This is a genomic window from Xanthocytophaga agilis (assembly GCF_030068605.1).
Classification (GTDB): domain Bacteria; phylum Bacteroidota; class Bacteroidia; order Cytophagales; family 172606-1; genus Xanthocytophaga; species Xanthocytophaga agilis.
Window position 1 is genome coordinate 164,412 of record NZ_JASJOU010000007.1, and the last position, 15,207, is coordinate 179,618.

The following is a 15,207-nucleotide window of genomic DNA, read 5'->3' on the forward strand; positions in this document are numbered from 1 at the left end:
AAAAAACCTGACAGAAGTTACCTATAACTGCCAGGTTTTTATTTTTAGCTATAAAAGTGATGCTTAGTCAATCAACACACATAGATTATTACGCAGATCATCTTCCACCTTCTTAAACTTCACATCCCGCTTAATGCTTCCATCATTGTATTTGACACTGACTATATCATTCCGGTTTGGAAGTTTCTGAACCCGAATAGGATTGATCTTCTCGACAGGCAGAGGTTCTTCTACGATAGGACCGCCGTTATATTCAGGATTTATCGGAGAATGAAACTCTTCTTTGCTTACCTGTAGCTTAGGCTGTTGCTTACGCACAGGCTGACGAGCCTCCTGTACTTCACTGCTATCTTCCACAGGAATTTCAGCTTTCATCAGGAATGATATCACATCCCCATTTACACGCGCTACAAATTTGCGGAATAATTCAACTGCTTCAAACTTATAGATCAACAAAGGATCTTTTTGTTCAAACACTGCATTCTGAACGGATTGTTTCAAATCGTCCATATCGCGCAGGTGCTCTTTCCACTCCTGATCAATAAGAGCCAGAGTAGTAATCTTTTCCATAGCACGAATCAGTTCACGACCATCGCTCTCCACCACTTTTTTCAGATCAGCAGATACTGCAATCTGGCGGACTCCATCGGTAAATGGCACTACCACATCCTGGATATGTTGACCCCGGGTTTGATATACATCCCGTAACACAGGCATTGCTTTCTCAGCAATACGCGCTTCTTTGCTGAAATAATGCTTTTCAGCCTCAATATATAATTTATTTGCCAGTAACTCTGCTTTCAAACGGCGGAATTCGTCGTCTGCAATAGTAGTTTCAAAGCCTAAGGTACGCAATACTTCCAGGCGGAAGTTGTCTGTATTACCAGCAGTATTTTCTACGATATTCTCACAAATAAAGTGTAAGCTATCCAGAATATCCAATTGCACCCGGTCACCAAATAAGGCATTGCGACGACGACGGTAAATAGCTTCCCGCTGATAGTTCATCACGTCATCATATTCCAGCAAACGCTTACGAATACCAAAGTTATTTTCCTCTACTTTGCGTTGTGCTCTTTCAATGGATTTAGTAATCATAGAGTGCTGAATCACTTCTCCTTCTTCCAGTCCCATCCGATCCATCAGTTTAGCAATCCGGTCAGAACCAAACAAACGCATTAGGTTATCTTCTAATGACACAAAGAATTGTGATGTACCTGGATCACCCTGACGACCAGCCCGACCACGTAACTGACGGTCTACCCGACGAGCTTCGTGACGTTCTGTACCTACAATCGCTAGTCCACCAGCAGCTTTGGACTCAGGAGTCAGTTTTATATCGGTACCACGACCAGCCATGTTAGTTGCAATGGTAACAGTACCTGGCTTACCTGCTTCAGCTACAATTTCTGCTTCGCGTTGATGTTGCTTAGCATTTAATACCTGATGTTTGATTTTTCGGAAAGTAAGCAAACGACTCAGAATCTCAGAATTCTCAACAGAAGTAGTACCTACAAGCACAGGACGCCCTTTTTCAACGAGCCCAACAATTTCATCTACAACTGCATTGTATTTCTCACGAACACTTCGGTATACTTTATCTTCACGATCTTCACGGGTGATAGCACGGTTAGTTGGAATAACAACTACATCCAGTTTATAGATTTGCCAGAATTCACCTGCTTCTGTTTCCGCGGTACCTGTCATACCAGCCAATTTATGGTACATCCGGAAGTAGTTCTGTAAAGTTACAGTTGCGTATGTCTGAGTTGCTTCTTCAATCTTCACATTTTCTTTTGCTTCAATCGCCTGATGCAATCCATCAGAATAACGACGACCTTCCATGATACGACCAGTCTGCTCGTCTACGATTTTCACTTTACCTTCCTGGATAATGTACTCTACCTCATTTTCGAAAAGAGTATATGCTTTCAGCAATTGGCTAATAACGTGAATACGTTCAGATTTGGCAGAATAATCAGAAATCAATGCCTCTTTCTGCTGTAACTTCTCACTATCAGTTAAGCTGGTATTTTTCTCAATCTTACCTAACTCAATAGATAAATCGGGTAGTATAAAAAAGTGAGGATCTTCTCCTGAGCGGGTAATATAATCAATACCTTTCTCAGTAAGCTCTACCTGATTGTTTTTCTCATCAATAGTAAATAACAACGGTTCGTCCGCTTCAGGCATCAAACGCTGGTTATCCTGTAAATAGTAGTTTTCTGTCTTTTGTAATACAGCTTTTGTTCCTTGTTCACCCAAATAGCGAATTAATGGTTTATTCTTAGGCAAACCACGAAATGCCCGGAACAACGATACTCCACCTTCTTTATCATCTCCGGCAGCAATCTTTTTCTTTGCATCATTCAGGAAATCAAGAGTAATTTTTTTCTGAGCTTCTACCAGAGAATGTACACGAGGTTTCAGATCATAAAAAATCTGTTCATCACTACGACTTACAGGACCTGCAATAATCAATGGAGTACGGGCATCATCAATCAAAACGGAGTCAACCTCATCGACCATTGCATAGTGATGTTTCCGTTGTACCAGTTCTCCTACTTCACGTGCCATGTTGTCACGCAGATAGTCAAAACCAAATTCGTTATTAGTACCATAGGTAATATCTGCAGCATATGCATTGCGACGAGCCTCTGTATTTGGCTGATGCTTATCTATACAATCAATAGTTAAGCCATGAAACTCAAACAAAGGAGCCATCCACTCCGAGTCACGCTTAGCCAGATAATCGTTAACCGTTACAATATGTACACCTTTTCCAGCTAAGGCATTGAGGAATGCAGGAAATGTAGCAACCAACGTTTTACCTTCACCGGTAGCCATCTCTGAGATTTTGCCCTGATGCAATACCACACCACCTATAATCTGCACATCATAATGTACCATATTCCACACAATCTCACTTCCGGCTGCCAGCCAACGATTTTTCCATACAGCCTTATCTCCATTTTCAATACTTACATGAGCCTTTTTTGCTGCAATCTCGCGATCATAAGGTAGTGCCGTAACAACAAGTTCTTCATTATTTGTAAAACGACGGGCAGTCTCTTTAATTACAGCAAATGCACGTGGTAAAATTTCCAGCAAAACAACTTCCAGCTGCTTATTAACATCTTTCGCTAACTCATCTATTTTACCAAAAATAGCTTCTTTTTCATCCAGTCCCATAGTAAAATCCTCAGCCACTCTCTGACGCAAAGATTGAATCTCATCTTCGGTAGACTTCAGTCTTTCACGGATTATATTCTTAAGCTCAAAAGTCTGCTCGCGAAGTTGATCATTCGTAAGGGAGCTAAGCTTCTCAAATTCTGCATTCACTTTTCCTATGTAAGGTGTTAGCTCCTTTACATCCCGCTCCGACTTGGTACCAAAAAATTTGGTAACGGATTTAGTTAGAAAATTTAACATATTTTATAATGTGATATGTAATTGATTCTGATTTACTGACAATAGCTGTGCCAACAACCAAATATCTGACAGGTCGACAGATATATTTTCAATAGACACTACTGCTTATCGTTATGAATACAACAAAGGTAAAGCTTTTTTCGAAAGATTAAGAGGTAGAATGTATTGTGATTAAAATAGTAAGAATCGAGTTTTCTGTCATAATACAAAATGAAAATCGTAATTCAAATGATTTGGCCCAACACAGATAACTGCAAAGTTGCCAGGAAAGACAGTTTACTTACACAGTCTCGTTCCAGTCATAGTGTTTTTCCAACCATTTGTGAAATATACCTGGCAATCTGTTTCATAGTTTTATCAAAAAATCTAACTTTATCTCAAAATCTCTCACAATTGAGAGCTGGTCTCAGGCACTCTTGCCATTTATATATTAGTATATCGCAACTCATTATCAGAAAGATAACTACAAACAAATTAATTAGTTAAGATAACATAAAACCTCTTTTCATATGGCATCATTCACACTTTCTATCAACAACCAATCGCATACGGTTGATGTAGATCCTCAAATGCCTTTATTATGGGTAATCAGAGATTTTGTTGGACTCACCGGAACAAAATTTGGATGTGGTATGGCACTATGTGGTGCCTGCACAGTCCATTTGGATGGAAATCCTATTCGGTCATGCTCTACTCCTATATCTGTAGTTCAATCCGGTCAAAAGATTACAACCATTGAGGGTATCTCTACCAACACAGATCATCCTGTGCAACTAGCCTGGATAGAAGAGCAGGTTCCTCAATGTGGTTATTGCCAATCCGGCCAAATTATGTCAGCAGTAGCATTACTTAAAAGTAATCCCAATCCCACAGACGATGATATTGATGCCGCTATGAGCGGTAATATCTGTCGGTGTGGAACATATCCACGTATACGCAAAGCAATAAAACGAGCAGCTAAACAAGCTCAGGATAAGTCAGGCCAAACAACACCTGTTCAAAAAACGTCTTATAAATAAGATGTAGTATTTGCTTTCCACCTTAACATTTTACGCCTATGGATACTCTCACTGTTGATACATCCCGCCGCCAGTTTTTGAAACTTACAGGCTTGCTAGCCATTGGGTTTTCCCTTCCGGGACAAGCAAGTTCATTAGTGAATAAAGTTGAGCCTGTCGCAGCAGAACTTGAACTGACTCCGTTTATTCTGCTAACCAAAGAAGGCAAAATTACCATCTTTAATACTAGTCCGGATATGGGACAAGGAACATGGCAGTCTGTTCCTTCTTTATTAGCAGAAGAACTAGAAGTAAGTCTTACAGATGTTGAAATACGTCAGACAGCAGGTTTGGCTAAACACAGAATGCAGTTTTCTGGTGGCTCCAGTTCTATCAGAGGGCAGTGGGAACCTCTGCGTAAAGCAGGAGCGGCGGCTCGTGAGATGTTGACTCAGGCAGCAGCCAATACTTGGAAAGTACCAGTGAGTGAATGTTATGCAAAAGAAGGAAAAATTTACCATAAACCTTCCAATAAAAGCCTGAGTTATGGAGAATTAGTTGAGCAAGCGTCCAAACTGGAAGTTCCGAAAGAGCCCAAACTTAAAGATCCGAAAGATTTTAAAATATTAGGCAAGGTGTTGCCACGGCCCGATGTTCCATCCAAAACAAATGGAACTGCCCTGTTTGGCTTAGATGCGAAGGTGCCAGGTATGTTATATGCAAGTATTCAACGATGTCCGGTTATACATGGCAAAGTAGTGTCCGTTGATGATGCAGAAACTAAAAAGATTCCAGGTGTCAAAAAAGTACTGCGAGCTGAACGGAAAATGCCACACAAAACAGTTGAAACAGTAGCTGTGCTGGCAGAGAATTACTGGGCAGCCCTGCAAGGTAGAAAAGCACTTAAAATTCAGTGGGACAATACTGGTTACGACAAAATCTCCACAGATAATTACTATGCTAAATTACGTCAGGCAGTGAAAGAACCAGGTAATGAACTGAAAGGAAAAAAAGGTGATGTAGATAAAGCATTGGCTACAGCTTCTAAAAAACTGGAAGCACACTACGAAACTCCCTTTGCCGCCCATGCCATGATAGAACCCGAGAATGCAATAGCATGGGTTCAGGGAGATAAAGTAGAAATATGGGCACCCAATCAATCACCTGACTGGCTGATTGGACAAGCATCCGAATATCTTAAAATTCCTAAAGACAATGTAAAGGTAAATACATACTTTATGGGTGGCTCCTTTGGAAGGAAAGCTTACTTTGATTTTATCATGGAAGCCATTAATCTTTCCAAACAAGCCAATGCACCTGTAAAAGTGATCTGGACTCGGGAAGATGATATCACACAAGGCCCTTATCGTCCAGGTATGCTGGATGCATTACGTGGTGGGCTGGATGCCAATGGCAAAGTTGTTGCGTTTGAACACAAGGTAATTGGAGAATCCATTCAAGGCCAAACCAATAAAAAAGATTTGTCACAAACTGCTGACGACTGGATGCATGAAGTAATCAGCGAAGAAGACAGTCCTTACGCAATTCCTAATCGTAGAGAAGCGACTAAAGTTATTTCCACAGATATTCCAATTGTCTGGTGGAGATCAGTATACAGTTCAACCAATGCATTTGGACATGAATGTTTTGTTGATGAACTAGCCCATGCAGCCCAAAAAGACCCTCTCGCATTCCGACAGGAAATGCTTCATGAAGCTCCACGCTTTGTCAATGTTCTAAAGTATCTGGCAGAAAAAGCACAATATAAACTCAAGCCAAACCCTAATCAAGCTATGGGTATTGCAATGGCACGTTCATTTGGCTCTATTGCGGCCTACGCCATTACAGTGTCAAAAGCAGGAAAAGGTATTAAAATAAATAAAGTAGTAGGTGTCATTGATTTAGGTATGACAGTAAATCCGGATAATGTCAAAGCACAAACAGAAGGAAATGTTGTAATGGGATTGTCTGCAGCTTTAAAACCAGGGATCACATTTAAAGATGGACAATGTGAGCAAACCAACTATCATCAATATTCTGTACTTCGTATGAATGAAGTCCCTCCTATTGAGATTCATGTTATGCCAAGTACAGAAAAACCGAGCGGTGCTGGAGAGCCAGGTCTGCCTCCTGTAGCTCCTGCTCTATGTAATGCCATTTTTAATCTTACAGGAAAGCGGATCCGTAAACTACCTTTTGATATTGATATGATATAAAACACTATGCGCTTTGTGGGTTAAGAAACCATCCATAAAGCGCATATTTTATTTTATGAATCTCCCCTATTCTAATTGAGATCTCAATATATATTCAGTTACATTAACTATTTAGAACTTTATACGATACCATCTACTATTCAGAAAAGTAAAGTTCAGACTATACAACAAAAGAAAGCTTACTAAAAGACACTTCTTTTTTAACTACTCCCAAGTTTCATCTCTACTTCAGTCCTACACAGTATCTAAGGAGTATTCTTAGTGATATCTATTCCTATGGAATATCAGATCAAAACTCAAAACTTTTAATCCTATCAGCTTGCTCAATCAATAAGGCTCACTATTTGTTAATAAGTTTCAGATTGTATAGATGACCATCATCCAGTACTAAAACTGCACAAAAATAAGGAGCCATTATATTAATCAAATAATTTAACCAATTGATTAAATTATTTGATTAATACTTTTGCTTAAACCAAAAAACACTTTTACATTTGTTTCATCAATTGATTAAAATTATGAAAGAGACAGCCACAGCGGAAGAACGGATCAAGGACGCAGCACAAAAAGTTTTCCTTGAGAAAGGATTTGATGGCACAACAACGCGAGATATAGCCAAAGAAGCAGGAGTAAATAGTGCGTTGATGAATTATTACTTTCGGAGTAAAGAAAAGTTATTTTGCTCTGTATTCTCTGATATGTGCCAGCTATTTTTCCAGGGAATGCAGGATATACTTACCAAACCTCTGGAACTAAAAGAAAAAATAGCAGAGATTATTGACCATGATTTTAAAATGTTCAAAAACCATCCGGACCTGTCACTATTTATTTTGAACGAAATCCATAGAAATCCGGAAAGAGTAATGGAAGCAATTCCAATTGCCAAACATATAGTTCATGGCATATTTGAAGAACAATTGAGAGATGCAATAACCCATAAGCAGGTGCGTAATGTCGATGTCAAAAGCATATTTCTTATGATTATTGCCAATACACAGTTTATTTTTCAATGTAAGGCAATGCACATGCACATGTGGCAGGTGAGCGAAGAAGAATACTATGAGTTTGCAGAAAAGCACAAGAAGCTCATTTGCGACATGATTATATCCTATTTATTTATCTAGTTTATTTATCTAGACCTATTTTGTAGTGAGTCATATAGCATGACTCATTTTTTTACCACTAATTTAATCAAACGATTAAACCAAATCATTAAATCAAAGTATTAAACAAAATCAATCTAACCATGCAATTTTCACGTTGGTTTTTATTTTTTATTCTGGGTTTATCGGGAGGACTCGCCTATGCTCAGGAGCTTACGCTAAATCAATTAATTGATAAGGCGCTACAAAGCAATCAAAATGTACAGATCTCTCAGATAAGTGAACAACAGACAGCAGCACAGATCAAATCTGTAAAAGCAGGTGCACGGCCTCAGGTAAACGTAAGTGGTGATTACAAACGTTACATAAAAATTCCTGGACAGGTAGTTCCTGCTTCAGCATTCGGTGGCCCAGATGGTACATACACAACATTAGCATTTGGATTACCTTACAATTTATCGACTTCCTTACAAGTCAGTCAGGCAATCTTCAATCCATCTATTGGTATAGGCCTTAAAGCAGCTAATCTGAGTCTGGATCTTTCTAAGCTTCAGACTACTAAAACAAAAGAAGATGTTGCTTATAATGTATCTGTGACTTACTATAATCTACAGAGTGTTACTCAGCAAATCGTTTTCTTACGCAGCAACCTGGCATCTACAGAAAAACTTATTAAGGTAACAGACCTGCTATACAAAAATCAACTCTCACAAGGTATTGATGTAGATCGTCTGCGTATTACTCATACACAAACTAAAACCCAGTTACAATCACTTCAGGCATCAGAAGAAGAACTCATCAACATGCTCAAATTCCTGACAGGTACACCACAAACTGACTCATTAAAAGTACAGGTAGCTATTGACGAACAAGCTATTCAGCAAGCTTTACTACAACAGGAAACTGTAAATCGTACAGATCTGCTTTTACTAGATCGCCAGAAAGCATTAAATGAACTTAATCAACGCAATACCAAAGCAGGCTTTATTCCTACTTTATCAGCCTATGGAGTAGCCAACTCTACATTTTACGGACAAGGAGGAGAAGATGGAGTGTTCAAACATGTGCCTGGTTATTGGGTGGGTCTGCAATTAAACTGGAATATTTATGATGGATCGGCCAGACGAGCAAAGCTAAGCAGTCAGCGTGCGGAGAACAATACACTGAATCTGCAAATGCAACAAGCGCGTGAATCAATTTTGATGGAAATGAAAAATGCCCAGAATAAGTTTCTGGTAGAGCAGCAAAATCTGGCATCCAGTCATGAACAGGTAACACTAGCCGACAAAGTATACACCCAATCTCAACTTCAATTCAAAGAAGGTACCAGTTCTCTTACGGATGTAATCCAGGCAGAGAACTCTTTGCGGGAAGCTCAAAATAACTATCTGAATGCACTTATAAATTTGCGATCTGCAGAGCTAGACTGGAAAAAAGCATCGGGAAATCTTATTGCCAAATAATCCTACTCAAACATATACAAAGCAACAACATATGAAACGCATTATCACAAGTATAGCTATTATTGCTCTTTTAGGTCTTACTGCATGGAAGTTGATCAACAACAAGGAGACCGTCGCAGACAAAGTATACCGTCCAGATCCCAATCTGAAGGTAGGGGTAAAAACTGTAAAAGCAGAGTTACACAATCTAACGGAAGAAGCACAATTTTTAGGTGCATTCTCTCCAAACCGTAAAATAGAAATTCGCCCACAGGCTGGTGGAGAAGTACTTCAGTTGCCAATTGAAGAAGGTCAAATTGTACGTACAGGCCAACTGATTGCCAAACTGGATGACGCTCAGTTACGCTATCAACTGGAAGGTGCTCAGGTTAGTCTGGAAGGATATCAGAATGACTTGAAACGTTATGAAGTCTTGGTAAAGGGAGATGCTGTTCCTGCTATTAATCTGGAGAGAACACAACTGAGTATCCGTTCCACACAAGCCCAGATCAAGCAATTAAAGAAACAGCTTGATAACACAACCATTACAGCTCCTTTTGCAGGTATTATTACTTCCAAAACAGTAGAAAAAGGCTCTGTAGTATCGGTAGGAAGTCCTATCGCTACACTGGTAGATATATCTCAGTTAAAACTGGTAGTGAATATTCCAGAAAATGCAGTTAATCAGTTTCATACAGGCCAAACAATCTCAGTAAATACAGAAGTATATTCAGCAGTTGAATTCAAAGGTCGCATTACCATGATCGGAGCGGAAGGAGATGCTGCACACAATTACCCTGTAGAAATCATTGTTCCCAATTCTGCTCAAAACCCATTGAAAGCAGGAATGTATGGTACCATATCCAATGCTGATAAACGTAAAGCACAGGCACTAGCTGTTCCGCGTCAGGCAATTGTAGGTTCAGCAAAGAAGCCACAACTGTATGTGGTTGAAAATGGTAAAGCAGTTTTACGCTCTGTTGAAATTGGTGCTACCACCAATGAGTATTTTGAGATTACCAAAGGTTTGAAAGAAGGTGAACAAGTAGTTACCAGTGGCCAGATCAACCTTCGTAATGGAGTACCTGTTATAGCTCAATAATTTTTTCCGCTTCAAAAAGCAACACTATGAAATTTGTAGAATCCCTTATCAAACGTCCATCCATTATTATAGTATTGTTTGCTATACTAACCTTGGGTGGGTTATTCTCATACAACATGCTTAGTTATGAACTGATGCCTGAGTTTTCAGTTCCTGTAGTTACCGTCACTACGGTGTATCCTGGTGCAGCTCCTTCGGAGGTAGAATCTGAAATTAGTAAGAAAATAGAAGATGCAGTATCAGGACTAGACAATATCGATGATGTAACTTCTAAATCGATGGAAAATGCATCAATTGTCATCATTCAGTTTAAAGCAGGGACAGATATAGATATGGCACTGGATGAAACACAACGTAAGATCAACAATATGGTCAGCGATTTGCCGGATGATGCGGAAACACCTTCGCTTTCTAAAATATCTCCAAGTGATCAACCTATCATGCAGTTACTTGCTACATCAAATCTTCCCAATGAGGTATTCTATCAACAGGTTGAAGATCGTTACTTACCTGTCTTACAACAGATTCCAGGGGTAGCAGAAATTACTATGGTTGGGGGTGATCAGCGTCAGATCCGTGTCAATGTAGATGATGACAAGCTTAATTATTATGGTTTGTCCCTGTTGCAGGTGACACAAGCTATTGGTCAGGCAAACATGGACTTCCCTACTGGAAAAGTAAAAAATGCTAGCGAAAATATTACGTTACGTCTGGCTGGGAAATTTACTTCACTGGATCAGATCCGTGATCTTGTTATCACAACGCCTCCACAAGGAAGCCCTATTCGTGTAAAGGATGTAGCAACTATCACAGATGGTCTGGCAGATCCGGAAAGTATAAGCCGATACAACGGTCAGAATGGTATTGGTTTATTTGTTAAGAAACAATCAGACGCCAACGCTGTAGAAATTAGCCGATTAATGCAGGAAAAACTGACACTGATCGAAAAAGAACACGCAAATGAAAAAGTGCATTTCACCATTGCCTATGACAGTAGTACTTTCACTTTGGAATCTGTAGAAGCTGTAACACATGATTTGATTTTAGCTGTTGTACTAGTAGCTGTTGTCATGTTGCTTTTCCTGCACAGTTTCCGAAATGCATTTATTGTTATGGTTTCTGTTCCTGCTTCACTGATATCAGCATTCTTGTTCATGTTTGTGATGGGATATTCCCTGAACCTGATGACATTGCTGGCCTTATCCCTGGTAATTGGTATCCTGGTTGACGACTCGATTGTAGTTCTGGAAAATATTCAACGCCACCTGGAAATGGGCAAGAATCGTTGGCAGGCAACAATTGACGGTATTAATGAGATTGGTTTTGCTGCAGTAGCTATTACACTGGTGATTGTGGTTGTGTTTGTTCCTATTACACTTGTTAACTCGGTAATTGCAGATTTGTTACGCCAGTTTTCATTGACTGTAGCTTTTGCCACTATGGTTAGTCTCTTAGTCAGCTTTACACTCACTCCTTGGCTGACCTCTATGCTGGGAAAGCTGGAACATCTGGACCCTAAAAATCCGTTTCAAGCCTTTTTACTTTGGTTTGAAGGTATCCTGACAGGTCTCACCAAATGGTATCATGGAAGTTTGGATTGGGTACTGTCTCATAAACTAGTTTTTACAAGTATTCTGCTTGCTTTATTTATCGCAACAGGTTGGGTAGTGGGCTTAGGTATCATTGGAAGCGAGTTTGTGGCTCAAGGTGATCAGGGCAAATTTCTTTTAACCATGAAACTGGATAAAAGTACATCGTTGGAACAAAACAACCTGACAGCTCGCACTATTGAAGAATATCTGCGCAAAAAAGTAGAAGTAAAAGCCATCTTCGCTAATGTAGGTGGCGCCAGCACAGGTATGAATAGTACAGGACAAGGAGAAACCAACCGTACAGAGTTAACAGTAGAATTGATTCCTGTTGACGAACGAGTAGGTCATATTGGTACTGAGAAATACATGATAGAGGTTCGAAAAGAGTTACAGGAAAAGTTTGCAGGGATTGAATTCAAATCAGCAATTGTCGGTATGGTAAATACAGGTTCCTCTCCTATTGAGATTTTCTTAAGTGGTGATAATGTAGAGCGCAATCTGGACGCAGCCAATAAACTAGCAAATAACTTGCGTAGTATGCCGGGTGCTAATGATATAAATATATCCGTAGAGGCAGGAAATCCAGAAGTTCAGGTTGAAATTGACAGAGAAAAAATGGCAAAGCTGGGATTGAATATCCAGACAGTGGGAGCCGTACTTCAAAATGCATTTGCAGGTAACGACGATTCCAAATTCCGGGATGGTGGAGAAGATTACGAAATCGAGGTTATGCTTGATGCTTTTGATCGTAAAAATCCTGAAGATGTCAAAAATATCAACTTCTTTAGCCCGTTGGCAGGCCGTCCGGTTCGCCTGGGAGAATTTGCCAAAGTATCTTTGAGCAATGGGCCATCCATTCTTGAAAGAAAGAACCGTCGTTCATCTGTAACTGTAACAGCTAATACATTAGGTATAGGATCAGGTACATTGATTCAGAAGATACAGGAAGATCTTGCTAAAAACCCACTTCCGGCAGAGGTAACCGTAACATGGGGAGGTGATGCCAAAAACCAGAGTGAAGGGTTTGGTTCGTTGGGGATTGCCATGATAGCAGCATTATTACTAGTTTATTTTATCATGGTGCTTCTGTATGATAGCTTTATTTATCCTCTTGTAGTATTATTCTCTATTCCGGTAGCTGTGATTGGTGCATTGCTGGCTTTGGCACTCTCATCTTCTAATATTAGTATTTTCGCTATGTTGGGTATGTTAATGTTAATTGGTCTGGTAGTAAAAAATGCGATCTTGATTGTAGACTTTGCCAATCAGCAGAAAGCCAATGGAACGCCGTATCGGGATGCCATTCTACATGCAGGAGAAGAACGTTTACGCCCTATTCTGATGACAACTATCGCCATGGTAATTGGTATGATTCCTATCGCGGTTGCCAGTGGCGCAGGTGCAGAATGGAAAAATTCACTGGCGTGGGTACTTATTGGTGGGTTAACCAGTTCTATGCTACTTACAGTATATCTGGTACCTATGATTTATTATGGAGTAGATCGCTTTAAAGAAAAATTTCTTTCTTCTAAAGAATCTGAATCAGCTATTTCGGCTAGTCCATCTGTATCTAACGTCTAATTCACTCAACACCTGGAGTATGTCAATTAAGTCATGCTCCAGGCATTTAAAGAATACTATAAACTATTTGGAAATCAAACACCAGATAAAATACGAGCAACCTAATTAATATAATTCAGCCTTAAAGCTGATGACAAAAGTGATTACAATCTTTGCCATACTATTGTAATCTTTTCTATGAGCATTAAGGAGGTTAAAATACAATATGCAAGTCTATCTGTTAGATCAATGGAAAACGGTTTGTAAGAACTATTTACAAGATTTGAATAATGGCTTTCCTGAGGCCTTTACATTATACAACAAACAGATAGAAGAAACCATCAAAAAAATCTTGATACGAGGAATAAAAGAAGTTTTTTTCTGACCCCAGCTAGAAATAGACATTATTTGTAAACTAGCTCTTAACCAATATACACAAGCATTTAAAGCAGCTTGCCAACTGGGAAAAGACAAATCATTAACCCAAATTCTGCTTTACCATTACCGGCACTTCTTTCTGAGAATCTGTACACAATATAGGACATCAGCAACTAATGTCCGTATTATCGTATGTAGAAAAATAAGAGAAATTAAAATATTGTTTGAAAGTAAACGTCATCGCAAACAATAGGCAGAAATTACAGTTTCTGTTTATTGATGGCACCAACACCTTACCATGCATAGATTGTACGAAAGATTTGTATCCTTAGAATTGTTCTTTACTTTCTGAAAGAATAGTATCTTTGATTACCAATACACTATCACTACAGACATCTATGCAGATTACAGAAGAAACGTTAACAACTGAGCAGAAGATTTTACAAGCCGCTCGTAAGCTTTTTATTCAAAAAGGCCTAACGGGTACCCGAATGGATGATATAGCGAAGGAAGCGGGTATCAATAAAGCATTACTACATTATTACTTTAGAAGCAAAGAAAAATTATTTGAACTGGTATTTGAGGAAGAGTCCAAGCATTTTCTCGGAAAGATATTAGATGCAATAGAGTCAGATAAGTCCCTGTTTGAAAAGATTGCACAGTTGGTAGAGATTGATACAGAGCATTATCTGCATAACAGTTGTGGAGCGTCAGTTCCTATGTTTGTTTTTTATGAGATGGCGCGTGATCCGGAATTGGCAGCCAGGCAGATGCGTTTTAAAACAGGTTTGACCAGACGCATTATGGATGTATTTGGACAACAAATTAAAATAGAGATAGAGAAAGGAACTATCCGTCCCATAGATCCAAGTGACTTGTTTATCAATATTATGGGACTGGTTCTTATGCCTTTTATGGCAAAGCCAATGCTTCAGATTATGCATGATTGGGATGAAGAAGCTTTCCGTCAGATAGCGGAAAAAAGAAAGAAAGAAATAACAGAATTTATTATAAATGCCATCAAAGTCTGATTTTTTTTGCAATTCATTTAATCATCTGGTTAAACTAAGAAGTTAACAAAGATTAATCAGACTTTGAAAGTATACCAAACCTTATTGTTAGCCTTGGTTAACCAAAAAGTTAAACCATACAATTAAATTCACTTTTATTTACTTTTATTCACATATCATATGCGGGGTCTTGTTAACCACAAGGCTTTTTCCTGTAAAAAAAGCCTTGATCTGTCCAATCCAGATTGTTTGCTGCTCATTCATACTGAGAATATTCTCAGTGCATTATCTATTGTCTCATTAGTTATTAGCCAATCAGTCTTAAACACTTCTACTCATTTTTATCTTATTCAGGATTCATTTCTACTAAACTC

General features: G+C 39.1%; 8 protein-coding genes. 7 read left to right on the forward strand and 1 reads right to left on the reverse strand.

Annotated features, from left to right (window positions below; all coding sequences use genetic code 11):
- Window positions 1–63 precede the first annotated feature (63 nt).
- The gene (gene secA / locus QNI22_RS20435; RefSeq protein WP_314513531.1) at window positions 64–3,432 is read right to left on the reverse strand and encodes a preprotein translocase subunit SecA; all 3,369 of its coding nucleotides are present in this window, start codon (window positions 3,430–3,432) and stop codon (window positions 64–66) included.
- A gap of 509 nt (window positions 3,433–3,941) precedes the next feature.
- Here secA and QNI22_RS20440 point away from each other — a divergent pair.
- The 7 genes from QNI22_RS20440 to QNI22_RS20470 all read left to right on the forward strand — a co-directional run bounded on the left by QNI22_RS20440 (window position 3,942) and on the right by QNI22_RS20470 (window position 14,854).
- Window positions 3,942–4,451, forward strand: coding sequence for a (2Fe-2S)-binding protein (locus tag QNI22_RS20440; RefSeq protein ID WP_313988010.1), 510 nt, complete (start codon window positions 3,942–3,944; stop codon window positions 4,449–4,451).
- A 38-nt stretch (window positions 4,452–4,489) separates the two neighbouring features.
- Window positions 4,490–6,646: a xanthine dehydrogenase family protein molybdopterin-binding subunit gene (locus tag QNI22_RS20445; protein WP_314513533.1), complete on the forward strand. Its 2,157-nt coding sequence runs from the start codon at window positions 4,490–4,492 to the stop codon at window positions 6,644–6,646.
- Between the two features lie 518 nt (window positions 6,647–7,164).
- A complete protein-coding gene (locus QNI22_RS20450; RefSeq protein ID WP_314513534.1) occupies window positions 7,165–7,770 on the forward strand; it encodes a TetR/AcrR family transcriptional regulator in 606 nt (201 codons plus the stop codon).
- 122 nt (window positions 7,771–7,892) lie between these two features.
- Complete coding sequence (locus QNI22_RS20455) at window positions 7,893–9,212, forward strand: TolC family protein (RefSeq protein WP_314513536.1); 1,320 nt, start codon at window positions 7,893–7,895, stop codon at window positions 9,210–9,212.
- A gap of 31 nt (window positions 9,213–9,243) precedes the next feature.
- Window positions 9,244–10,293 carry an efflux RND transporter periplasmic adaptor subunit gene (locus tag QNI22_RS20460; protein WP_314513538.1) on the forward strand — a complete coding sequence of 350 codons (1,050 nt, stop codon included), beginning with the start codon at window positions 9,244–9,246 and terminating at the stop codon, window positions 10,291–10,293.
- Between the two features lie 26 nt (window positions 10,294–10,319).
- Window positions 10,320–13,466, forward strand: a complete 3,147-nt coding sequence (locus QNI22_RS20465; protein ID WP_314513541.1) for an efflux RND transporter permease subunit — start codon at window positions 10,320–10,322, stop codon at window positions 13,464–13,466.
- A gap of 755 nt (window positions 13,467–14,221) precedes the next feature.
- The gene (locus QNI22_RS20470) at window positions 14,222–14,854 is read left to right on the forward strand and encodes a TetR/AcrR family transcriptional regulator (RefSeq protein WP_314513542.1); all 633 of its coding nucleotides are present in this window, start codon (window positions 14,222–14,224) and stop codon (window positions 14,852–14,854) included.
- The last annotated feature ends 353 nt before the right edge of the window (window positions 14,855–15,207 follow it).